General features: G+C 63.4%; 22 protein-coding genes. 20 read left to right on the top strand and 2 right to left on the bottom strand.

The genetic code is table 11. The annotated features are described in order from the left end of the window. Positions 1–3 precede the first annotated feature (3 nt). From NZ993_09025 to gltX, 15 genes are all read left to right on the top strand, one after another. Positions 4–582, top strand: coding sequence for a UbiX family flavin prenyltransferase (locus tag NZ993_09025; protein MCS7155929.1), 579 nt, complete (start codon positions 4–6; stop codon positions 580–582). Further along, positions 579–1,190: a hypothetical protein gene (locus NZ993_09020; protein MCS7155928.1), complete on the top strand. Its 612-nt coding sequence runs from the start codon at positions 579–581 to the stop codon at positions 1,188–1,190. The genes NZ993_09025 and NZ993_09020 overlap by 4 nt, the downstream gene beginning before the upstream one ends. A gap of 5 nt (positions 1,191–1,195) precedes the next feature. Beyond that, complete coding sequence (gene mqnE, locus NZ993_09015) at positions 1,196–2,362, top strand: aminofutalosine synthase MqnE (protein MCS7155927.1); 1,167 nt, start codon at positions 1,196–1,198, stop codon at positions 2,360–2,362. After that, positions 2,359–2,997, top strand: coding sequence for a histidine phosphatase family protein (locus NZ993_09010; GenBank protein ID MCS7155926.1), 639 nt, complete (start codon positions 2,359–2,361; stop codon positions 2,995–2,997). The genes mqnE and NZ993_09010 overlap by 4 nt, the downstream gene beginning before the upstream one ends. 5 nt (positions 2,998–3,002) lie before the next feature. Beyond that, positions 3,003–3,842 carry a menaquinone biosynthesis protein gene (locus NZ993_09005; protein ID MCS7155925.1) on the top strand — a complete coding sequence of 280 codons (840 nt, stop codon included), beginning with the start codon at positions 3,003–3,005 and terminating at the stop codon, positions 3,840–3,842. 11 nt (positions 3,843–3,853) lie between these two features. Then, entirely contained in the window at positions 3,854–5,026 is a 1,173-nt protein-coding gene (gene mqnC / locus NZ993_09000) for a dehypoxanthine futalosine cyclase (GenBank protein ID MCS7155924.1), read from the top strand. A 2-nt stretch (positions 5,027–5,028) separates the two neighbouring features. Further along, positions 5,029–5,469 carry a TraR/DksA C4-type zinc finger protein gene (locus tag NZ993_08995; protein ID MCS7155923.1) on the top strand — a complete coding sequence of 147 codons (441 nt, stop codon included), beginning with the start codon at positions 5,029–5,031 and terminating at the stop codon, positions 5,467–5,469. 21 nt (positions 5,470–5,490) lie between these two features. Further along, on the top strand, positions 5,491–6,621 hold the full coding sequence (tgt, locus tag NZ993_08990; protein MCS7155922.1) for a tRNA guanosine(34) transglycosylase Tgt: 1,131 nt from the start codon (positions 5,491–5,493) through the stop codon (positions 6,619–6,621). Between the two features lie 70 nt (positions 6,622–6,691). Then, a complete protein-coding gene (locus tag NZ993_08985) occupies positions 6,692–7,159 on the top strand; it encodes a PTS sugar transporter subunit IIA (GenBank protein ID MCS7155921.1) in 468 nt (155 codons plus the stop codon). 5 nt (positions 7,160–7,164) lie between these two features. After that, positions 7,165–8,442 (top strand): histidine--tRNA ligase, encoded by a 1,278-nt coding sequence (gene hisS, locus NZ993_08980; GenBank protein ID MCS7155920.1) that lies wholly within the window; start codon positions 7,165–7,167, stop codon positions 8,440–8,442. A gap of 9 nt (positions 8,443–8,451) precedes the next feature. Next, complete coding sequence (locus NZ993_08975) at positions 8,452–9,339, top strand: prolipoprotein diacylglyceryl transferase (GenBank protein ID MCS7155919.1); 888 nt, start codon at positions 8,452–8,454, stop codon at positions 9,337–9,339. Next, positions 9,312–10,118: a 23S rRNA (guanosine(2251)-2'-O)-methyltransferase RlmB gene (gene rlmB, locus NZ993_08970; GenBank protein ID MCS7155918.1), complete on the top strand. Its 807-nt coding sequence runs from the start codon at positions 9,312–9,314 to the stop codon at positions 10,116–10,118. Before NZ993_08975 ends, rlmB begins: the two co-directional genes overlap by 28 nt. An 8-nt stretch (positions 10,119–10,126) precedes the next feature. Further along, a complete protein-coding gene (uvrA, locus tag NZ993_08965; GenBank protein ID MCS7155917.1) occupies positions 10,127–12,991 on the top strand; it encodes an excinuclease ABC subunit UvrA in 2,865 nt (954 codons plus the stop codon). A 117-nt stretch (positions 12,992–13,108) separates the two neighbouring features. After that, positions 13,109–14,392, top strand: a complete 1,284-nt coding sequence (locus NZ993_08960) for an Nramp family divalent metal transporter (GenBank protein MCS7155916.1) — start codon at positions 13,109–13,111, stop codon at positions 14,390–14,392. A 65-nt stretch (positions 14,393–14,457) separates the two neighbouring features. Next, on the top strand, positions 14,458–15,969 hold the full coding sequence (gene gltX, locus NZ993_08955) for a glutamate--tRNA ligase (protein ID MCS7155915.1): 1,512 nt from the start codon (positions 14,458–14,460) through the stop codon (positions 15,967–15,969). On the opposite strand, the gene NZ993_08950 is transcribed toward gltX, so the two are convergent. Continuing rightward, the gene (locus NZ993_08950; GenBank protein MCS7155914.1) at positions 15,956–16,456 is read right to left on the bottom strand and encodes a ComEA family DNA-binding protein; all 501 of its coding nucleotides are present in this window, start codon (positions 16,454–16,456) and stop codon (positions 15,956–15,958) included. The genes gltX and NZ993_08950 overlap by 14 nt on opposite strands. 110 nt (positions 16,457–16,566) lie before the next feature. Here NZ993_08950 and lhgO point away from each other — a divergent pair, with 110 nt between their 5' ends. Continuing rightward, positions 16,567–17,763: an L-2-hydroxyglutarate oxidase gene (gene lhgO, locus NZ993_08945; protein ID MCS7155913.1), complete on the top strand. Its 1,197-nt coding sequence runs from the start codon at positions 16,567–16,569 to the stop codon at positions 17,761–17,763. On the opposite strand, the gene NZ993_08940 is transcribed toward lhgO, so the two are convergent. After that, a complete protein-coding gene (locus NZ993_08940) occupies positions 17,760–18,512 on the bottom strand; it encodes an AraC family transcriptional regulator (GenBank protein MCS7155912.1) in 753 nt (250 codons plus the stop codon). The two genes, lhgO and NZ993_08940, sit on opposite strands and share 4 nt — an antisense overlap. A gap of 73 nt (positions 18,513–18,585) precedes the next feature. On the opposite strand from NZ993_08940, the gene NZ993_08935 reads away from it, so the two are divergent. Genes NZ993_08935 through NZ993_08920 form a run of 4 tightly spaced genes read left to right on the top strand, consistent with a single transcriptional unit; the run spans position 18,586 to position 22,127 of the window. Then, on the top strand, positions 18,586–19,536 hold the full coding sequence (locus tag NZ993_08935; GenBank protein MCS7155911.1) for a proline racemase family protein: 951 nt from the start codon (positions 18,586–18,588) through the stop codon (positions 19,534–19,536). Beyond that, complete coding sequence (locus NZ993_08930) at positions 19,536–20,648, top strand: FAD-binding oxidoreductase (GenBank protein ID MCS7155910.1); 1,113 nt, start codon at positions 19,536–19,538, stop codon at positions 20,646–20,648. The genes NZ993_08935 and NZ993_08930 overlap by 1 nt, the downstream gene beginning before the upstream one ends. After that, a complete protein-coding gene (locus NZ993_08925) occupies positions 20,630–20,884 on the top strand; it encodes a (2Fe-2S)-binding protein (GenBank protein ID MCS7155909.1) in 255 nt (84 codons plus the stop codon). The genes NZ993_08930 and NZ993_08925 overlap by 19 nt, the downstream gene beginning before the upstream one ends. Continuing rightward, positions 20,874–22,127, top strand: coding sequence for an FAD-dependent oxidoreductase (locus tag NZ993_08920; GenBank protein ID MCS7155908.1), 1,254 nt, complete (start codon positions 20,874–20,876; stop codon positions 22,125–22,127). Before NZ993_08925 ends, NZ993_08920 begins: the two co-directional genes overlap by 11 nt. Positions 22,128–22,136 lie beyond the last annotated feature (9 nt).

The following is a 22,136-nucleotide window of genomic DNA, read 5'->3' as shown; positions in this document are numbered from 1 at the left end:
GCCATGGAGAAGCGCATCGTGGTGGCCATAACGGGGGCAAGCGGGGCCGTGTACGCGCGTCGGCTTCTGGAACAGCTGGCGAGCATGCGGGACCGGGTGGCGGAAGTAGCGGTGGTCTTCTCCGCCCATGCCCTTGCGGTGTGGCGCGAGGAGCTCGATGAAGCGAGCCTGCGCGCCATCCCCTTTGCCCGCTATGAGCCCACGGACCTTTCGGCGCCGTTTGCCTCGGGCTCTTCGCGCTACACGGACATGGTCGTCGTGCCCTGCTCCATGGGCACACTAGGACGCATCGCCAACGGCGCATCGGATGACCTGATCACGCGCGCCGCAGACGTAATGCTCAAGGAGCGCCGTCGGCTGGTGCTCGTGCCCCGTGATACCCCCTTAAACGCCGTGCACCTGCGGAACATGCTGGCGGTAACCGAAGCGGGGGCCATCGTGCTTCCCGCCTGTCCGTCGTTCTACCACCGCCCGCAAAGCATAGAAGCGCTCGTAGACAGCATCGTGCACCGCATCCTGGACCTCATCGGCCTTCCGTCTCCTGGCGCCTTCCGCTGGGGGGAAGGCCAGCGGACCGTATGAAGCCCACCACGTACGTGAGCACACCGGGCGGGATTTTGACGGCCGAAGGCGTCTGGTTTTACGCCAACGAAGAGGCCCTGCGCGCATACGCCGGACCCGTGCTGGAGCGCGTGCCCCTGGAGCAGGTCTTGGCCGAGGCCAGCACGTGGTACCGCTCCGGCTGGGCCCTGGGCATCGTCTTGTTGCCCTTGTTGCTTTGGAAGCTGCCGTGGTGGGTGGCAACCCTGACGACGCTGGGCCTCTACGTGCTCTGGGAGCTGCTTAAGCCCGCCTGGTACTCCGAAACCCTGGCGCGCGTCTTTTACCACCTCCAACAGCTGTGGCTGCAATTTCTTCTATATCTGATCGTACTCTCGGTCTTGCTGATGACCCAGCAGTGGGCCTCGGCCGCAACGGGGCTAGCCGGCTTTGTGCTATTTCGGTACGGGATCATCGACTGGTTGGCCCGACATCTGCTGGGACCCCTTAAATTGGGGTGGTATCACTTGCCCGAGGCGGATGCCATCTTGCGAGGCCGTCTGCTTCGATACGCCATTCGCCTGGATGTGGCCTTGCCGCATCTAGAGGAGATGCGGCAGCGGATCCTGGAGTTTTGGCAACGTCGATAAGAGCTATGGCGGATTTCCTAAGCACCCTCTTGGATCGCTATCGCGTATCCCAGCCGTATAGAAAGATCGCCGAAAAAGTCGCCGCCGGAGAGCGACTCGGCCCAGCCGAGGGGTTGGCCCTGTACCGGTGTCCGGACGTCTCCTTTCTGGGGGCGCTGGCAAATTTCGTGCGCGAGCGTTTGCACGGAGACTACGCGTATTTCAACCGGAACTTCCACATCGAGCCCACCAACATCTGCATCTTCGACTGCGCTTTCTGCTCCTTCGCCCGCCGGCCGGGCCAGGAAGGAGCTTGGGAGTACGGGCTGGATGAGATCGAGCAAATCGTGCAGCGCTACAAGGACAAGCCCGTCACCGAGGTGCACATCGTAGGCGGCGTGCATCCCAAGCGAGGGGTGGAGTACTACGGGGAGATGCTGCGGCGCATCAAGGCGATCCGGCCGGATCTGCATATCAAGGCTTTTACGGCCGTGGAGATCGCCGTCATGGCCGCCAGATCCCGCATGGGCATCCGAGAGGCTCTGCAGTATCTGCGCTCCTGCGGCCTGGACTCCCTGCCCGGCGGGGGGGCCGAGATCTTTCATCCCGAGGTGCGCGAGCAGATCTGCGACAGCAAAGCCAGCGGCGAACAGTGGCTTGAGATCCACCGGACGGCCCATGAGCTCGGCATCCCCTCCACGTGCACCATGCTCTACGGGCACCTGGAGCGCTACGAGCACCGGATCGATCACTTGGAAAAGCTACGCAACTTGCAGGATGAAACCGGGGGCTTTCAAGCCTTTATCCCGCTTAAGTTCAAACGCGCCAACAACCGACTGAGCCACCTGCGCGAGGTCCCCATGCTGGAGGACCTTAAAAACTACGCGGTCTGTCGGCTGTACCTGGACAACATCCCCCACATAAAGGCGTACTGGCCCATGATCGGCCGGCAGACGGCCCAGATCAGCCTGTCCTTTGGGGTCGATGACGTGGACGGCACGATCGACGATACCACGCGCATTTACGCTATGGCAGGCGGCGAGGAGCATCCGGCCATGACGACAAACCAGTTGATACGCTTGATTCGCCAGGCTGGACGCATCCCGGTCGAACGGGATACGCTGTACCGCGTAATCCGCATCTACACCCAGGACCCCCCTCCGGAACCGGTAGATCTGCCGGTGCTCGCATGAAATATTTCTACATTGTGCGCCACGGGCAAACCGAACCCAACCGACGCAACCTCTTGCAGGGCCGCGGCCTAGACGCCCCCCTAAACGCCAGAGGCCGAGCGCAGGCCGCCCGTCTGGCCGAACGCCTGGCCCAGCAGCCGCTTGAGCTGATCGCCTCTAGCCCCCTGCGCCGGGCTTTGGAGACGGCTCAGATCATCGCCGCCCGCCATCCGGGGGTTCGGGTGCGTCAGTATCCAGGCCTGTCGGAGATGGACTGGGGCCTCTACGAGGGTCGTCTGGTGGATGCGGAGCTAGATGCCATCCTGCGCTCCCTACAGGAAGCTTGGCGTCAAGGGCATGTGGAGCGCGCCCTACCCGGCGGGGAAAGCCCCCTGGATCTGCAGCGCCGGCTTCGGGTCGTGATAGAGGAGCTGCTCGAGGATCCGGCCCAACACATCCTCATCGTGGGCCACGGACGCATGCTGCGTGTGCTCCTGTGCACGCTGTTGGGATGGGGACTAGAGCGCATGGAAGAGATCGCGCACACGAACGGCGCCTTAAACGTACTGCGCTACGGGGCCGGAGGCTTCGAGGCCCTGCTGCTTAACGACACAAGCCATCTGGAGCCCGAGCCAGATCCCATGAGCCGGTATTAGAGCGCATGACCCCTCTTACGGGACACGCCGAAACCCTAACGCGCCTATGCGCCGTGCCTTACCTCAACGCGCAGCCCCTCGTATACGGGCTAACGCGCCAAAGACTGCGGGCGCTGGGCTTGAGCTTAAGCTTTGAGCTGCCGCGCCTCTGCGCCCGCCGGCTTGCACAAAGGCAGGTGCATATCGGGCTCATACCTGCGATCGAATACGCGCGCATCGACGGCCTGGTAATAGCTCCGAACCTGTGCATCGGGGCAAGTTCCGAGGTGCGCACCGTGCTTCTGGTCAGCGAGGTACCGCTAGCCCACATCGAGCGCATCCTGCTTGATTACAGCTCCTCCAGCTCCGCTGCCTTGGTGCGGATCCTCTGTCGTCGAAAATGGGGCATACAACCGGAATTCGTTGAAACCGAACCTGGCTATGAGGCCTATATTGGCGGCCGCAGCGCTGGGTTGATCATCGGCGACCGGGCCTTCGATCATCTGGGACGCTGGCCGCACGTGCGCGATCTGGCCTGGGAATGGGTGAGCTGGACCGGCATGCCCTTCGTTTTCGCGCTCTGGGCGGGCTATCCGGAGCATCTTACCTTCGAGCGGGCTCTGCTCCTGCAAAGCAGCTTGCAAGAGGGCCTGCAAAACCGCGCGCGCATCGCCCGGGCCTGGCAGCGGGAACACGGCGGAGCGTTAGGCCAATACCTGGACTACCTGGAGAACCGCGTGGAATACGAACTAGATCGATCGAAACTAGCGGGGCTACGGCGCTTTTGGGAACTGGCCTGCGAGGAAGGCCTGATTCCAGCCGTTCCGCCGCTGCAGTTTGTCTCGATTGCCAGCCTCGTAACGTGACCATAGCGACTATGAAGGACTGGGTCTCCATATTGGACCGCGCTCTAGACGAAGACCGATTGAGCCTAGAAGAGGGGCTCCTGCTCTACGAACGGGCTCCGTTAAGCGAGCTCATGCTCGCCGCACATGAGCTGCGCATGCGCAAGCATCCGGAACGCGTAGTGACGTGGATCATCGACCGAAATGTCAACTACACAAACGTCTGCAACGCCAACTGCCTGTTTTGCAACTTCTTTCGCCCCCCTCGCCATCCGGAGGGCTACGTGCTGGACGATGAGACGCTGTACCAAAAGATCGAACAGACCATAGCCCTCGGAGGAGACCAGCTCCTGTTGCAGGGGGGGCACAACCCGGAGCTGGGCATCGAGTACTATGAGATGCTTTTTCGCAAGATCAAATCCCGCTTCCCCGATCTTAAGCTGCACGCCCTGGGGCCTCCCGAAGTGATCCACATCACGAAGGTGAGCCGCATCTCGATCGAGGAAGCCCTGCAGCGGCTTATCGCGGCCGGGCTGGATTCTCTGCCCGGAGCCGGGGCCGAAATCCTCTCAGACCGCGTGCGTCGGCTCATCGCCCGAGGCAAATGCAGCACAGCCGAATGGCTGCAGGTGATGCGCACCGCGCACCGACTGGGGCTTCTGACCACAGCCACCATGATGTTCGGCCATGTTGAAAGCGTCGTCGAGCGGCTGCAGCATTTGCTGCTTATCCGGGATCTGCAAGACGAAAAACCAGAAGGGGCGATTGGGTTCATCGCTTTTATCCCCTGGCCGTACCAGGACGTAGGCACCCGATTAAGTCGGGTTTTGGGGGTGCGTAACCAGGTAACGGCCGCTGAATACTTACGGGTGCTCGCCATAAGCCGCCTTATGCTTCCGAACATCCCCAATATTCAAGCCTCTTGGCTTACGGTGGGGCCCGAGGTCGCCCAACTGGCCCTTTATGGGGGCGCCAACGATCTGGGCTCGATCATGATCGAGGAAAACGTGGTCTCGGCGGCCGGAGCGTCTTACCGCATGGACGCCGAAGCAATACAGCGCTGCATTCTGGAGGCGGGCTTTACGCCTCGGCTACGCGACCAACGGTACCGCTACCGGCCGGCCCCACCTGGGGTGCCCATCTTAGACGGCACAGCGCCGCCCCAATCACCCCTGGCATTTGGAAGCGCCGTCCAAGAGGCGTAATTTTGCGACGTCGCTTGTCCGTGCTTGAGTCGGCAGACCCGCGCAGAGGCCACGCTATGGAGACGCCCCCCAAGTCCCCTTACTCGGCCGAGGAACTGGAGCATTTCCGCCGCATCATTCTCGAGAAGATGCGCCAAGTGCAGGCGGACATCCAGTACCTCGAGGAGCAGATCCGCGATAACCTGGAAAACCGCAACGGAGAGGGGCGATTGGCCTCTTCCCCCGACGAGGTCACCCACAACCCGGATAGCGAACTGGAGCAGGCCTACCTGCTGCACGACCGCGAAGTCAAATTTTTGCGCTATCTGGAGCGCGCCCTGCTGCGGATCCAAGAAGGCACCTATGGCGTCTGCCGCCAGTGCGGCCGCCCCATCCCCAAAGAGCGCCTGGAGATCGTGCCCCACACGACGATCTGCATCGACTGCAAACGCAAGCAAGGCTGATATCCCCCTCCTGCCTCGATGGTGCGCTTTGAGCTCGTGGCCACCGATCCGGCTTCACGCGCCCGGGCCGGCTGGCTGCACACGGGACACGGTTCGGTGCCCACGCCGATGTTTATGCCTGTGGGCACCCGCGCTTCGGTGCGGGCCGTGCCCCAACAGGTCTTGGAGCGGGAACTGGAAGCGCCGATCCTGCTGGGCAACACCTATCATCTTTACCTGCGCCCCGGAACGGAAGTCCTAGCGCAGGCTGGTGGGCTGCATCGCTTTATGGCCTGGCCGCGGGCGATCCTCACCGATAGCGGGGGATATCAGATCTTCAGCCTATCGGGCCTGCGCCGGATCACGGACGACGGCGTGGTCTTCCGCAACCATATCGACGGCGCCTACCTGCATTTCTCCCCGGAATCCGTAATAGAAGCGCAACGCACGATCGGCTCGGACGTCATGATGGTCTTGGACGAATGCCCGCCCTGGCCCTGTGAGCATGCCTATATGGCCGAGGCGGTAGCGCGCACCACACGCTGGGCCGAGCGCGCCTGGCGCGCCTGGCGCCAGACAAGCCCCCGTTACGGGCATGATCAGGCCCTGTTCGCCATTGTGCAGGGGGGCACGCATCCGGATCTGCGCCGGCGCTCCGCAGAGCAGCTGTTGAGCTGGGATTTCAGCGGCTACGCCATTGGAGGCCTTTCCGTGGGCGAACCCGCGGAGCTGCTGTACGCCATGACGGAGCTCGTCACGGACATCCTGCCCCCCGATAAACCCCGCTACCTTATGGGCGTGGGCACCCCGGAAAACATCCTAGAGGCCATCGCGCGTGGAGTGGACCTGTTTGATTGCGTGCTACCCACTCGAAACGGCCGCAACGGCATGGTCTTCACCACGGAGGGCATCCTCAACATCCGCAACGCGCGCTGGGCGCGGGACTTTTCCCCCCTGGACCCCGGACTGCAGACCGAGGTGAGCCAGCGCTACAGCAAAGCCTACGTGCGGCATCTGTTCTCCGTAGACGAAATCCTGGGTCTAGAGATCGTCTCCACCCAGAACCTGGCCTTTTATCTGTGGCTGGTTCGGGAGGCCCGCCGGCACATCCTTGAGGGGGATTTCAGCTCCTGGAAGGCCGAAATCCTTCCCCGAATCAGCCGTCGCCTATAAGGGGCGCTTTTTTGACAGAGCCTCCCCAGCCGCTCTATATTCGAAAACCTCGCCGGTGTTGACCGCTACCATGATCGCCTCGCTTCTACGCCCCGAATACGTGCGGGTTCGGGTCTGGTGTCGCACCAAGGTGGAGCTATTGGAGGCGCTTCTGTCGCTCGTCTCCACCCATCCGGCCGTGCTGGATCCAGCGGAGCTGCGGCGAGCGGTGTGGGATCGGGAAGCGATCATGTCAACCGGTGTGGGCAAGGGGCTGGCCATTCCGCATGGGAAAACGCACGCCGTAACCGATAGCGTAGCCTCCTTGATGACGCTCGCTGAACCTGTAGACTATGATGCCTTAGACGGCCAACCGGTGCGCATCGCCTTTCTGCTCGTGGGTCCGGAAAACCAAACAAGCCAGCACATCAAGCTGCTCAGTCGCATCTCCCGGCTCATGAACCATGAGCCCTTCCGGGAACGTCTTTTAAAAGCGCAAACCCCGGAGGAGCTCTGCGCCCTCTTCGCGCAGGAGGAAGAACTGTACTTTCGTCTATAGGCCCGATGCGGTTTCGCTCCGTCAAAGGCACCCACGACATCCTGCCCCAGGAGTCCGCGCGTTGGCAGCACGTTGAGGGCGTTATCCGCTCCTGGGCGGAGCGTTTTGGGTTTCGGGAAATCCGAACCCCGATTCTGGAGCCGTTTGAGCTTATCGCGCGGGGTGTAGGGCAGACGACCGACATCGTCACCAAGGAGATGTTCACCTTGCAGCGGGGTCAGGACCTGTTAGTCCTGCGCCCGGAGATGACGGCGCCCGTTATGCGGGCTTACCTACAACACGGCCTCTACACGCAAGGGGCTGTGCAGAAGTGGTACTACATCGGAGCTATGTTTCGCGCCGAACGCCCTCAGAGGGGACGCCAGCGTCAATTTCACCAATATGGCGCGGAGGTGATCGGCTCACCCGATCCCACAGCAGACGCCGAGGTGATCGCCCTGCAGATGGGCATTCTGGAGGAGTTTGGCCTTCAGGGGCTGCGCCTACGGCTTAACTCGATCGGCGATGAGGCGGCCCGAGCCCGATACCGCGAGGCCCTGCTGGCGTACTTCCGGCCTCTTGCCGATCGGCTAAGCCCCGCCAGCCGAGAGCGGCTGGAACGCAACCCGCTGCGGATCCTAGATTCCAAAGAGCCCCAAGATCAAGAGCTCGCGGCCCGCGCCCCGCGCATTACGGAGTACCTCTCCGAGGGCTGTCGCCAACACTTCGAGCAGCTTAAACGCTATCTGGAGGACCTGGGGATCGCCTATGAAGAGGATCCTCTGCTCGTGCGCGGGCTTGACTACTACAGCCGGACGGCCTTCGAGGTCACAAGCCCCCTGCTAGGCGCCCAGGACGCCCTGGGAGGCGGCGGGCGATATGATGGGCTGGCGAAGGCCCTCGGCGGCCCCCCCACGCCCGGCGTGGGCTTTGCTGGCGGCTTGGAACGCCTGCTCCTGGCTTTAGAGGCCTCCGGCTACCTATTCCCCGCGCCCGCCCGAGCGGAGCTTTACATCGCCGCCACGGGAGCGGAGGCCCGGCGCTGGGCCCTTGTGCGCGCCCAGCGGTGGCGGCGCCAGGAGGGCCTGCGCGTAGAGTACGATTTGCTGGGTCGCAGCATAAAAGCTCAACTGCGCGAAGCCGACCGCATGGGGGCCCGTTTCGTGCTCTTTGTCGGCGATCAAGAGCTGCGTCAAGGGCTCGCCCCTCTGAAGGAACTCGCCTCCGGAGAGCAGACCTGGGTGCCGCTTGATGAGGTGCCGGAATACCTAAGACGGGCCCACGTGTCGAGCCTGAGGACCTAAAGCTGCGCCATGTATCCGCGCATTACGGATCTGCTGTACGACCTATTCGGGTGGCGTAGTCCGATCCCCCTGTATTCGTTTGGGCTGATGGTGGCCGTGGGGATCCTGCTGGCCGCCTACACGACGGCGGCGAATTTCCGCTGGATGCACCGATCCGGCATCCTGCCCGCGATCGCGATTCGGCTGCGCCGCAAGGGGCAAGCTCGATCGGAGCACGCCGTGCGCCCTCCTTCGGAAGTGGTCGGCAATCTTGCCCTCATCGCCGCCGCAACGGGGCTTGTGGGGGCCAAGCTGTTTCATATTTGGGAGTACTGGGATCTATTCCGCGCCCGCCCCTGGGAGATGCTCTTCAGCCCAGGCGGGCTGACCTTCTACGGAGGGCTGATCACGGGGGCGCTTGGGGTCGTGTGGGCGCTTCGCCGGTACCGGATTCCGATCAAGCCGGCGGCTGACGCCATCGCGCCCGGCCTTATGCTCGCCTACGGGGTGGGCCGCATCGGCTGCCACCTGGCCGGAGACGGGGACTGGGGCATTCCGGCCGACCTCGCCGCTAAACCGGACTGGCTGCCCACCTGGTTGTGGGCGGAAACCTATCCCCGCGCCATCGTCGGACCGCCGGAGGTGCCCGTCTACCCCACCCCGCTTTACGAGTTTTTCCTGTGCACCTTGTTCTTCGGCCTGCTATGGGTGCTGCGCAGACATCCCTACCGGTTTGGGTGGCTGTTTTCGCTCTACCTGGTGCTAAACGGCCTGGAGCGGTTTCTGATCGAACAAATTCGGGTCAATCCGCGGTTTTCCTTTTTCGGCTGGCAAGTTACCCAAGCCGAACTGATAGCCCTGCTGCTCATGCTGGGCGGCCTGGTAGGGCTATGGCGTACGTGGCGACGGCGCCCATGAGCGCGCAGCAACAAGACGACAGGCCCATCGTCTTCGGTCGACATCCGGTGCGCGAATGGCTGCTTTCGGGCCGGCGCGCGGAAAAGCTCTACGTGCGGGAGGGCCTGCGCTCCCCTTGGCTTGCCGAACTCGAGGCGTTGGCATCGGCGCAACGCGTGCCTATACAGCGCGTTCCGGGGGCCAGACTGGACAGCCTGACTGGAACGCGCCACCATCAGGGGGTTGCGCTCATAGGAGGCCTTGTGGCCTACTGGGCGCTTGAGACGCTTCTGGAACAGGCTTTCGCACAAGATCCCCGCCCGCTGCTCCTGGTGCTCGATCAGATAGTCGACCCCCATAACGTGGGGGCGATTTTGCGCACCGCGGAGGCGGCCGGAGTACAGGGGGTGATCGTGCCCAAACACGGAGCTGCTCCGATTAGCCCCGCGGTGCTCAAAACTTCGGCCGGGGCGGCCGTCCATCTGGCCATCGCACGCGCTACGAACCTGGTGCGGGCGCTACAGACCCTAAAGCAGGCGGGCTTTTGGGTGATCGGCGCCGATCAGGGAGCCGATCGTCTGCTCTGGGAACAGGATTACTCCGGGCCGACGGCGCTCGTGATCGGCAACGAGGGCAAAGGTATACGGCCCTTGGTGCGCCGCCACTGTGACGCGCTCGTGCGCATCCCCATGCGGGGACAGGTAGCCTCGCTCAACGCCTCGGTGGCGGCCGCGGTGCTGCTGTACGCGGCCCTGGAGGACCGATGGCGTCAGAGCCTCAAGCCATATCCCGCTGCATAGACGCCGCTATGCTTCCCAAGCCCCTAGACTCCCTGGATGCGCCGCAAACCGAAAAGTCGCCCGCGCACCTGCTGATCCGCGGGGCGCGGCAGCATAACCTCAAAAACATCGACCTGGCGCTGCCGCGCAACCGGTTGATCGTCTTCACCGGCCCCTCAGGGAGCGGGAAAAGTTCGCTCGTCTTCGATACGATCTACGCGGAGGGCTACCGCCGCTACACGGAATCCTTAAGCGCCTACGCCCGGCAATTCCTGGAGCGCCTGCCCAAGCCGGACGTGGATGAGATCGAGGGCCTGAGCCCAGCTGTGGCGATCGAACAGAAAAGCGGAGCCCGAAACGCGCGCTCCACGGTCGCCACCATGACGGAGCTTTACGACTATCTGCGCCTGCTCTTTGCCCGCATCGGACGCACGTACTCGCCGATTTCCGGTGAAGAGGTCACCCGCGATACACCGGAGCGCATTCGCGAGCGCTTGCGTCAACAGCTCAAGCCCGGGGATCGCCTTTACGTGGCCTTCCCGGTGCACTTGCGCCCGGGGCAGACCTTGGAGGCCGTGCTGAACCTGTGGCGGGAACGAGGGTTTTACCGGCTTCTGTGCGGCTCCACCTTGATCGACACGGCGCACGAGGCCGTTCCGGCCGACTGGGCTCAAGAGGAGCTGGGGCTCGTGGTGGACCGGCTCACCTGGGAGCCAGAGCTTGAGGAATTTCAGACGCGCTTGGCCGAAGCCATCGAGCTGGCCTACCGAGAGGGCGAGGGACAGGCCTGGATCCGCCTTGTCGACGGACGCACGTTTCGCTTTAGCCAGCACTTCGAGCGGGACGGCATGCGCTTCGAAGAGCCTACGCCTCAGCTTTTCGGCTTCAACAGCCCCTATGGGGCCTGCAAAACATGCCAGGGCTTCGGTCGCGTGCCCGGAATCGATCCCGACAAGGTCATTCCCGACCCTCGGCTCTCCATACGGGAAGGCGCCGTCGCCCCCTGGCGCACGGATAAACACCAGCAGTGGCTGCGCCGCTTAGAACGCTGCGCTCACGAGGTGGGCCTGCCCTTGGATGTGCCGTACTGCGAGCTTACCGAGGCGCAGCGCGATCTGCTCTGGAACGGCTGGCCCGGATTCGAGGGCATAGAGGGTTTCTTCCGGGAGATCCAGAGCCAATTTCACAAAATGCACTACCGCATCTTCTACGCCCGCTTCCGCGGCTACAAGCGGTGCCCCGACTGCCGGGGATATCGGCTCAGGCCGGAGGCGCTCTACGTGCGCGTTGGCGGCCTGCATATCGGCGAAGTGACGGCCCTTTCTATTGGCGAAGCGGAGCGCTTCTTTCGCTCGCTTCGGCTTTCGGACTACGAAGAACAGGTCGCCGGGCAGGTGCTGGCAGAGATCCGGCGCCGGCTCGAATACCTTGTGGCCATCGGGCTCGATTACCTCACGCTCGACCGGTTGGCCATGACGCTCTCCGGGGGCGAAACGCAGCGCATCCACTTGGCCACGGCCCTGGGGGGCGCGCTCGTAGGCGCCATCTACGTGCTCGATGAGCCCTCCATCGGCCTGCATCCGCGCGATACGGAGCGTCTCATCGGCATCCTGCGCCGGCTCCGGGATCAGGGCAACACGGTCTTGGTCGTGGAGCACGACCCGGACATTATCCGAGCCGCAGACGAGATCGTGGAGCTGGGCCCGGGCGCCGGCGAACACGGCGGCCAGATCGTCTTTCAGGGCTCATATAAGGCCCTCTGTCAACACCCCAGCTCCCTGACGGGGGGCTATCTGAGCGGACGGCTGCAGATCCCGGTTCCCCGCCAGCGCCGCCGATGGGAAGACGCCATCGTGCTTTACGGCTGCCGATCGCACAACCTCAAAAACCTCGACGTGACGTTTCCCCTCAACGTGCTGGTCTGCGTCACGGGCCCCAGCGGCTCGGGCAAATCCACCTTGGTGCACCAAACCCTGTATGAGGCCCTCAGACGCCTTAAGGGCGATTACGCCGAAGAAGAGCCCACCACGACGCCTGGCCTCTACAGCCGCATCACGGGACATGAGGCGATCGCGGCCGTAGAACTGGTCGATCAAAGCCCGATCGGCCGCAGCTCCCGATCCAATCCCGTCACCTTTGTAAAAGCCTTCGATCCGATTCGAGAGCTGTACGCGAGCCTTCCGCTGGCGCAGGCGCGGGGCTACACGCCCGGCTTTTTTTCCTTCAACGTAGAAGGTGGCCGCTGCGAAGCCTGCCAAGGCGAGGGATGGCAGCGCATCGAAATGCAATTCCTGGCCGATCTATATCTGCCCTGCGAGGTCTGCCAAGGACGACGCTACAAAGACGAGGTCCTGGACGTGCGCTATCGGGATCGCAGCATCGTAGATGTGCTGGAGATGACGGTGGAAGAGGCCTCGGAGTTCTTCGCCGACCATCGCAAGATCGTTCAGCGCCTGCACCCCCTGCAGGAGGTGGGCCTGGGCTACGTGCGGCTCGGACAGCCTACGCCGACGCTCTCCGGCGGCGAGGCCCAGCGGCTCAAATTGGCCGCTCATCTGGCAGAACCCCATCGGGGTCCGACTCTGTATCTATTTGATGAGCCTACTACGGGGTTACACCTGGATGACGTGCGCCGTCTGCTGGCCTGCTTCGACCGGCTTCTGGAACAGGGGCACTCCGTGGTGGTGATCGAACACAACCTGGAAGTGATCAAATGCGCCGACTACGTGATCGATCTGGGCCCCGGAGGCGGAGCACAAGGCGGCTACCTAGTGGCCACTGGGACCCCAGAGGAAGTGGCCCAGCACCCTGAAAGCCCCACAGGCCCTTACCTGCGGGCCGTTCTGGAACGCGGCCGATCCGATTACACCTCTCCTAACGGGCCCATTCAATAGCCCCCGTCTTTCCTACGAGGCCGCACGCATCGTTATAGAAACCGAACTCAACATAGGCATGAGCGGGCGGCTTGATTTTTTAGTCAGCCAAAAATTAATTTTCGTATAACGAAAAATATGGCTGAGCCCCTATTACGCCAACCCCTTCTGCGTTGGCCCGATGTGCGGGCCCTGCGGCGCCGCGTGCGCTGGATGCGCTATTTCGGTCCGGCTTTCCTGGTCAGCGTCGGCTACATGGACCCAGGCAATTGGGCCACGGACATCGAGGCCGGCAGTCGCTTTGGCTATAGCCTCCTGTGGGTGATTACGCTCTCAAGCCTCATGGCCATTTTTCTGCAGATCTTGGCTGCTAAGTTGGGCTTGGCCACGGGCAAGGATTTGGCCACGTTGTGCCGGGAGCAGTACCGCAGTCCCTGGCGGCAGATCCTGTTTCTGACGGCCGCTTTGGCCATGATGGCGACCGATTTGGCCGAATTCATGGGGGTAGCCTTGGCGCTCAACCTGCTTTTCGGGATCCCGCTGGCCTGGGCCGCCCTGATCACGTTCTTGGACGTGCTGCTCATCTTGTACTTGGAGCGCTTTGGTTTTCGCATCATAGAGCTTGTGATCATCGGCTTTGTGGCCGCAATAGGACTAGCTTACGTCGTAGAGCTCGCCTGGGCGCAACCGGACTGGGGGCAGGTAGCCCGTCATGCCTTTTGGCCGGATGAGCGCATTGGAGCAGCGGAGGCCCTTTTCGTTGCGGTCGGGATCTTGGGGGCCACCGTGATGCCCCACAACTTGTATCTGCACTCCGCCCAGGTGCGCAACCGCCTCGCGGACGGCTTAAAACGGGAGCGTCTGTATCGGTTAAGCGTCTGGGATACGATACTGGCCCTCAACGTAGCTTGGCTCATCAACTCCAGCATTCTCATCGTCTCCTCGGCCGTTTTTCACGAAAACGGGGTCTTGGTCACGGATATCGACCAGGCCTATCGGACCCTGGAGCCGCTTTTAGGCAAGGCAGCGGCCCTGACGTTTGCCCTCGCCCTGCTGGCGAGCGGTATCTCCAGCTCCACCACGGCCACGCTGGCGGGCCAATACGTCTTTCAGGGCTTCTTGCGCCTGGATCGGCTTTCGCCGGCGCTGATCCGGCTCGGCACCCGAACGGCCACGATGCTTCCGGCGCTACTGGCCATCTGGTTGCACGCTCGGCCCATGAGCTTGCTTGTACTCAGCCAGGTGATCCTCTCTTTTCAGCTGCCGTTTGCCGTGATCCCCCTGGTGCGCTTGACCTCACGGCGGGATCTTATGGGCGAGCTCGTAAACAAGACCTGGCAGCAGGTCTTGGGATGGGTTATGGCGGCCTGCATCGTCGGGCTCAACCTCTGGCTTTTGGCCCTGGGCGCTTTAGGACATTGATTGGCGACTGGGGCAGAGCCGATGCTATCTTAAAATACAAAATCACGCTATCGCATAGGCGGCCTATGAGCGTACGCGTGCGCTTTGCGCCCAGTCCTACGGGGTTGTTGCACATCGGGGGATTGCGCACGGCCCTGTACAATTACCTCTTCGCCCGCCATCACGGGGGTCGGTTCATCTTGCGGATCGAGGATACCGACCAAAGCCGCTATGTGGAGGGGGCCGAAGCGGACATCATACGGTCCCTGCGATGGGCCGGTCTGGACTACGACGAAGGCCCCGACGTAGGGGGGCCGTATGGGCCGTATCGGCAGTCGGAGCGTTCGGAGCTATACCGCAGGCATGCGGAGGAGCTCGTGGAGAAGGGCTTCGCCTACTATGCCTTTGATACGCCTGAAGAGCTAGAGGCCATGCGCGAGCGGCTGCAACGGGCCGGCAACCCCTCTCCCAAGTACAACCCCATTACGCGCCTGTCCATGAAGAACTCCCTTACGCTGCCGGAGCAGGAGGTGCGGGAGCGGCTCCGGTCTGGCCAACCTTATGTGATCCGGCTCAAGGTCCCCCGGCACGAGACGATTCGCTTCTACGACGAGATCCGCGGATGGGTCGCCTTTGAGAGCGAGGAGTTGGACGATCAGGTGTTGCTCAAATCTGATGGCCTGCCCACGTATCACCTGGCGAACGTGGTTGACGACCACTACATGGGCATCACGCACGTGATCCGAGGCGAGGAGTGGCTTTCGAGCACGCCGAAGCACATTCTGCTGTATCGCTACTTTGGCTGGGAGCCCCCGAAGATGGCCCATCTGCCCCTGATCCTAAATCCCCAGGGGGGGAAGCTCTCCAAGCGCAGCGCGGCCGAGCTTGGGATCCCCGTAAACGTGCGGGATTACATCGAAGCCGGCTTCCTGCCCGAGGCGGTGGTGAATTTTCTGGCCTTTTTGGGCTGGAATCCGGGAGACGATCGCGAGCTGATGAGTCTGCCGGAGCTCGTCGAAGCTTTCAGCCTGGCGCGGGTGGTCAAGTCGGGAGCCGTTTTTAATTTTGACAAGCTCAAGTGGTATAACCAGCAGTACATTCGGCGCAAGCCCGATTCGGAGCTGGTGGAGGCGGTACGGCGCGAGTTGGAACGGCGCGGCCTGCCCGTTCCCGAGGAGCGCTACCTACGAGGCGTCGTGCAGCTCATGAAGGAACGCGTGGAGTTTATCCACGAATTCGTCACCTTCAGCCGCTATTTCTTCGAAGACCCCACGGAGTACGCCCCTGAAGGCATCCGGAAGCACTGGAAGGAGGACACGCCCGCGCTTCTGAGGGCGTATCTAGAGCGCCTGCAGCGGCTTGCGGAAGAGGCGTTTACGCCCGAACGCGTGGAGGCTGAGCTGCGCGCCCTTGCGACCGAGCACGGGGTGGCGGCGGCGCGCCTGATTCATCCCACAAGGCTTGCGCTAACGGGCATGACCTTCGGACCTGGCCTGTTTGACCTGATGGCCCTTTTGGGCCGAGAACGGTGCCTGCGCCGACTGCGCCGCGCGCTAGAGGCGATCCCGATCCCGGAGCAGCCTGCTACTCCACCGTGATCCAATCTCGTATTTGGGCTAGCTTCTTGGGCCCAATCCCGCGCACGCGCAGCAGATCCTCTACGCGCCTGAAGGGGCCATGTTGCTCCCGGTAGGCCACAATGGCCGCCGCCAGCTTGGGTCCAATCCCCGGAAGCCGCTCCAGCTGCGCTGCCGAGGCCCGGTTAACGGAAATAAGCCGCGCAGGGGGCGCGGTGCTGTTTTGCGGAAAACCGGCCTGGACAAGGCCAGCCGAGGCGAGCTGCTTTTGCGAAGGCGATGCGCTCGATCGGGCCTGAGCCGCCTCAACCCAGCTGCGCCAGCGGGCCTGAAACAGGCTATCCGATGACACAAGCGAGGCGGCCAGCCCAGGATCAGGACGTCGAGTCCAGCGCAGCCCCTCTACAGCCAGGGCGGCGATAAGCACCAAGCCCAGGGCGAGCGCATCCTCGGGTCGCAGCGCCAGAGCGCGCCACAGCCGCTCCCCCCATGAGGCGAAGGACCGCATAGCGTATCTCCTCCTGATTCAGGACTACGAAGCGGCCTCCGACGCAACAGCCGGTTGTGCGCGCGCCACAAGGCGGTTATTTTACGCCCCGTTAGCTTCACGTTTTAGCCATGAAGATCGGCGTGGTTGGGGGTGGCATCGTGGGATTGGCCGCGGCGTACCGGATACAAGAGCGTTTTCCGCGGGCGCAGGTGCTGCTTTTCGAGAAGGAGCCCACGTTGGCCGCTCACCAGTCTGGGCGCAACTCCGGCGTGCTGCATTCGGGAATTTACTATCGGCCTGGATCCCTGAAGGCGATTAACTGTCGCGCAGGCAAACGGGCCCTGGAGGCCTTCTGCGAAGCCGAGGGACTGCCCTTTGAGCGATGCGGCAAAGTGATCGTGGCCACCCATCGCGGCGAGCTAGCTTGGCTGGAGGAGCTACACCGTCGAGGGCAGGCCAACGGCGTAACTTGTCACCGGATCGGACCAGAGCAGCTGCGCCAATTAGAGCCGTACGTGCAAGGGATAGCCGCCCTACATGTACCCGAAACGGGTATCGTGGATTTTCAGGCTGTCTGCCAACGCCTGGCCTTGCGCATCCAGGAACGGGGCGGCCAAGTGCACACAGCCCGAGCTGTGCTGCGGGCCCAGCGCAGCAGCCGAGGATGGGTGCTGCTCACCCCCAAAGGAGAAGTTGAAGTAGATGTTGCGGTGCTCTGCGCCGGCCTCGATGCTGATCGGCTGCTGGAGCGTTTCGGCTATCGAGCGCGGATGCGGATTATCCCGTTTCGGGGTGAATTCTACTGGTTGCGACCGGAATCGAGCTTCCTCTGCCGCAACCTGATTTATCCCGTGCCCGATCCCCGGTTTCCGTTTGCGGGGGTGCATCTGACGCGCACGCTAACCGGACGCGTCAAATGTGGGCCCAACGCCGTTCTGGCCTTGGCTCGGGAGGGCTACCGGTGGCGGGAAGCGCGGCTTGCGGACATGGCGGATTATCTGCGCTACCCTGGATTTTGGCGCATGGCCGCGCGCTATTGGCGCGTGGGCCTGGAGGAGCTTTGGCGCTCCTGGAGCCGCAATCGGTTCTGTCGAGCCGTACAACGCCTGGTGCCCGCGGTGCGACCGGAGGACCTGATACCTGCTCCGAGCGGGGTGCGCGCTCAGGCCGTTGATCGAAACGGAAGCCTGGTGGACGATTTCGTCTTGGACGCCTACGAGCGGCTGCTGCACGTAGCTAACGCCCCCAGTCCGGCGGCCACCTCAGCGCTTCAGGTTGGCTGGCTTCTCGCGGATTGGCTTGCCAGGAGCGGTTGGCTATCTTAGGAGCCCCAAACTTGGCGAAATCGACGTGGGCTTAAGCCCACCACACGGCGGAACTGACGCGTAAAGGCACTCTGGTCCCCGTATCCGCAGGCAAACGCGATCTGGGCAATCGGCCAGTCGGTCTCTTGCAGCATCCGAACGGCCCGCTCAATCCGAACTTGTACAAGAAGCTGGCGGGGCGTTAAGCCGAAAAGCGCCTTAAGCAGGCGCTCAAAGCGCTCCCGTCGCAGTCCCGCCTGCTGGGCCCAATCGCTGATGCGGATGGGCGCCTCGGGGTGCGCTCGCAGATAAGCCAGGGCATCGGCCAGGGCTGAGTAAACGGGTTCTGCGGGATCAGGGTGCGGCAGATCTCGAGAAAACCCGTATAGGCCCACGATGCGGCCGGCCGAATCGCGTAGGGGAAACTTGTAGGTTAAGCACCATCCCTCCTGACCTTTGGGATACCGATGTAGCTCAAGCTGCCCTTGGATAGGCCAGCCGGTCCGCAGCACCTGCTCGTCCTGCTCGCTGTAGCGAACACCCCAGGGCTGCCCGAATACCTCCCGCGCCGTGCGTCCGATCACGGCGCACCTATCTACAGCCCCGAGTCGACGCAGCAGGGCCTGGTTTACGCACACGTACCGGGCTTGGGCGTCCTTGACGAAGAACACCACATCCGGCATCGCGTCAAATAGCCTCTCAAGCTCCTTCCATGAGGCGACCGGAAGCTCATCGGCTTGTCGGTTTTGTGCCGCTTTGTCGTCTTGCATAGGCGCAATTCGGTCAAGATCGGACCCTATAGCACGCGCTAAAATTTAAGCGCGACTTACGGGGCATGCACCGATGATCCATCGGCTTCGGGTGTTGGACACGCACACGGGCGGGGAGCCCACGCGCATTCTGCTAGAGGGGGGACCCGATCTGGGCCGAGGATCGCTTGCAGCGCGTTTAGAACGGCTGCGCAACCAGCACGATCGCTTTCGGCGCGCTATGCTCTGCGAACCTCGCGGTGCGGCGCATTGGGTCGGGGCCTGGCTTGTGGAGCCGGCGGACTCTAGCTGCATAGCGGGGGTGATCTTTTTCAACAACGTCGGCTATCTAGGTATGTGCGGGCACGGCGCGATCGGCCTCATGGCCGCTTTGGCATGGCTGGGGCGCATCGGGCCAGGTCGACATCGCCTCGAAACCCCGGTGGGCGTGGTGGAGGCCGAACTGCGAGCGGATGGGCAAGTGTGCCTGCGCAACGTGCCCGCCTATCGCTACCGGGCGGCGCTTGCGCTAGAGGTGCCCCCCTGGGGCGTTGTGCAGGGGGACGTAGCCTGGGGGGGCAACTGGTTCTTTTTGGTTCATGATCCCCCTGTGGCGGTGCGACCGGAAAACCGAGAGGCGCTGTGGGCCTTCGCCCAGGCCGTTCGCCGTGCCCTGGACGCCTCCGACATCCGCGGGCCTGAGGGGGCCCTGATCGATCACGTGGAGCTCCTGGGCCCCCCGACGCATCCGGAGGCGCACAGCCGCAACTTCGTGCTATGTCCGGGCGGGCAATACGATCGCTCCCCCTGCGGCACGGGCACATGCGCCCATCTGGCCTGCCTGTACGCCGAGGGCCAACTCGCCCCAGGCACTATCTGGCGACAGGAAGGCATAGGGGGAGCCCTCTTTGAGGCCTACTTTGAGCGGGATCCGGAGGACCCCAACCGGATCATCCCTTGGATCGTGGGCGAAGCGCACGTAATGGCAGAAGCCAACCTAATACTGGACGAACGCGATCCCCTCTGTTGGGGCATGGAGCCATAATGCGGGATGTGCTCATCATCGGGGCCGGCATCACGGGAGCGGCCTGCGCTTGGCGTCTGGCGACGGCAGGACTGCGCGTGCTGGTCGTGCACGAGGCGCCTGTGGGGACCGAGGCCACGGGCGCGGGAATGGGCCATATTACGGCCCACGGGGGCGCCCCCGGGGTCTGGGAGCTCAGCCTACTCGGCCGCAGCCTCTGGCAACAGTGGAGCGCCTGGCTGCCGCCAGAGGTGGAATACGCGCGTATCAGCACCCTATGGCTCATCCCGGATGCGCATGCCATGCAAGAAGCCCAGCGGTGGCAGGAGCTATTCATCGAAGCTGGCTTTCCAGCAGAACTGCTCGAGGAATCGGAGCTTGCGCTCCGAGAGCCCCATCTGCGTTCCGGCTGGCTCGGAGCGCTTTGGGTGCCAGACGATGCCACAATTTACGCCCCCCGGGCGGCATGGCACCTGCTGGAGCGGGCCCAGACCCTCGGGGCGAAACTGATGCAAGCTCGTGTCGTAGCCCTGGAAGAAAACGCGATCCGACTAGAGAACGGTCAACGTCTTGCGAGTTCCTGGATCGTAATAGCGGCGGGTCTGGGGGCGCTGACGCTTCTGCCGGAGTTGCCGCTGCGTCCCCGCAGAGGACATCTGGCCATAACGGACCGCTGTCCCGGTCTGATCCGGCACGCCCTGGTGAGCTTGGCGTACCACGATAGCGTACGCGCCCCCGAAGCGCGCTCCCGGGCCTTTAACCTGCATCCCCGGCCCAACGGACAAGTGCTCATCGGGTCTTCGCGCGAATGGGACCTCTGGGACCGGCGCCCGAATCCCACCTGGATGGCCATGCTACTGGCTGAGGCCTGCGCGCACGTGCCCGAGCTGACCTCCTGTCCGGTGCTGCGGGCTTGGACGGGCCTGAGAGCTGCTACCTCCGACGGGCGTCCGCTTATCGGTCCGTATCCCGGACAGCCGCGTTGGCTTGTGGCTACCGGCCAGGAGGGCCTGGGGATAGCAATGGCGCCGGCCGTAGCCGAGCTCGTGGCGGGATACGTCCTGGATCGTCCCCCTGTGTTGGATCCAGAACCCTACCGGCTGGAGGGGAGATTGTGCCCGAACCCATCTTGATCTGGATCAACGACCGCCCCATGACGGTGGAAGCCGGCCTTACGGTGGCCGCTGCGCTGGCTCGGGCCGGCTACTGGGCGTTTCGACGTTCCGTATCGGGTAAACCTCGAGGCCCCCTTTGCGGCATTGGGCTTTGCTTCGAGTGCCGGGTGAGGATCAACGGTCGCCCGGCGGAACGGGCTTGCTGGGTTCCGTGCACTCCGGGGATGCGGGTGGAGTGCCCCGATGCGCTATGACGTGCTGGTGATAGGAGGCGGTCCGGCCGGCGTGGCGGCCGCTGTCGCGGCCGCCCGATCCGGCTTGCAGGTGGCCCTACTGGAGGCCTCAGCCCGCTGCGGCGGGGCGATCGGCCCCCCCGCGAAAAAGGACGGCCTATATCGAAAACTCTGGGAGGCGATGGCGCCTTTGCAGGCGACCGGACGTCTGACGCTTTGGCCGCTTGCGAGCGTGGTCTTCGCCTGCTACGAGGACCGCAAGCTGGGCGTGTGCCGAGAAGATCGGCTGGAGAGCTTTGAGGCCGAGCGGCTGATCCTGACTACAGGCGCCCGGGAGCGCTTCTGGCCTGTGGTGGGCTGGACGTTGCCCGGGGTCTTCGGTTTAGGCGGGTTGCAGACCCTGGTTAAGGGCGGATGGCCCATATCGAGGGTACCGACCGTCTTGGCCGGCTCAGGACCGCTGCTCTGGACCGTGGCTGCGGAACTATGCAGGCGCGGCGCGCACATCCCGCTGGTGCTTGAGCAACACACGCCCCTTACCTGGGCGCGCTTGCTTTTGTACTTCGGAGGATGGACGCGGCTTCGAAGGGGCCTGCGTCTGTGGCGCGCGCTTGGCGGACTGCGGCTGCTTTGGAACAGTTGGCCCGTATGCATTTTGGGATCGGATCGGGTCGAAGGCCTGCGCTGGAGCAACGCTCGAGGCGAGACGGGACAACTACGATGCTCCTATGTAGGCTTCGGCTACGGGCTTGCGCCCAACACCGAGCTGGGCGAGCTTCTGGGCTGCGCTCGCACCCGGGAGGGCTTCCTTCGCGTGGGACCCAATCAAGAGACCTCTCAAGCCGGCATATACGCCGCCGGCGAGGTCACCGGCATCGGGGGTGCGGACAAGGCCATCTGGGAAGGGCTTATCGCCGGACGCGCCACAGCCGGAGGCCCGATTCCGGCTCTGTGGCGATGGAGGCGGGATCGAGAGCACCGCTTCGCCCGAGAGCTCACCCGACTGCTGCGGCCGCGTCCTGAGCTGGCCTCCCTCGTACGGCCTGAGGCGATCATCTGTCGCTGTGAGGACGTCCCCTGGTCGGCTCTGGCGCACTATCCCGACGGCCCCACGGCCAAGCTACAGAGCCGATGCGGGATGGGACCGTGTCAAGGTCGGGTCTGTGGGCCTATTTTGGAGACCCTGCGCGGCTGGCGCTTAGGTCCGGCTCGCCCGCCGATCTTCCCTATTCCCGCTGGACTTTGGGCCCAATGGCAAGCGTAGGAGCAAACG

It is taken from the genome of Bacteroidota bacterium (assembly GCA_025059945.1).
GTDB lineage: Bacteria > Bacteroidota > Rhodothermia > JANXDC01 > JANXDC01 > JANXDC01.
This window is presented reverse-complemented; position numbering and strand designations above follow the sequence as displayed.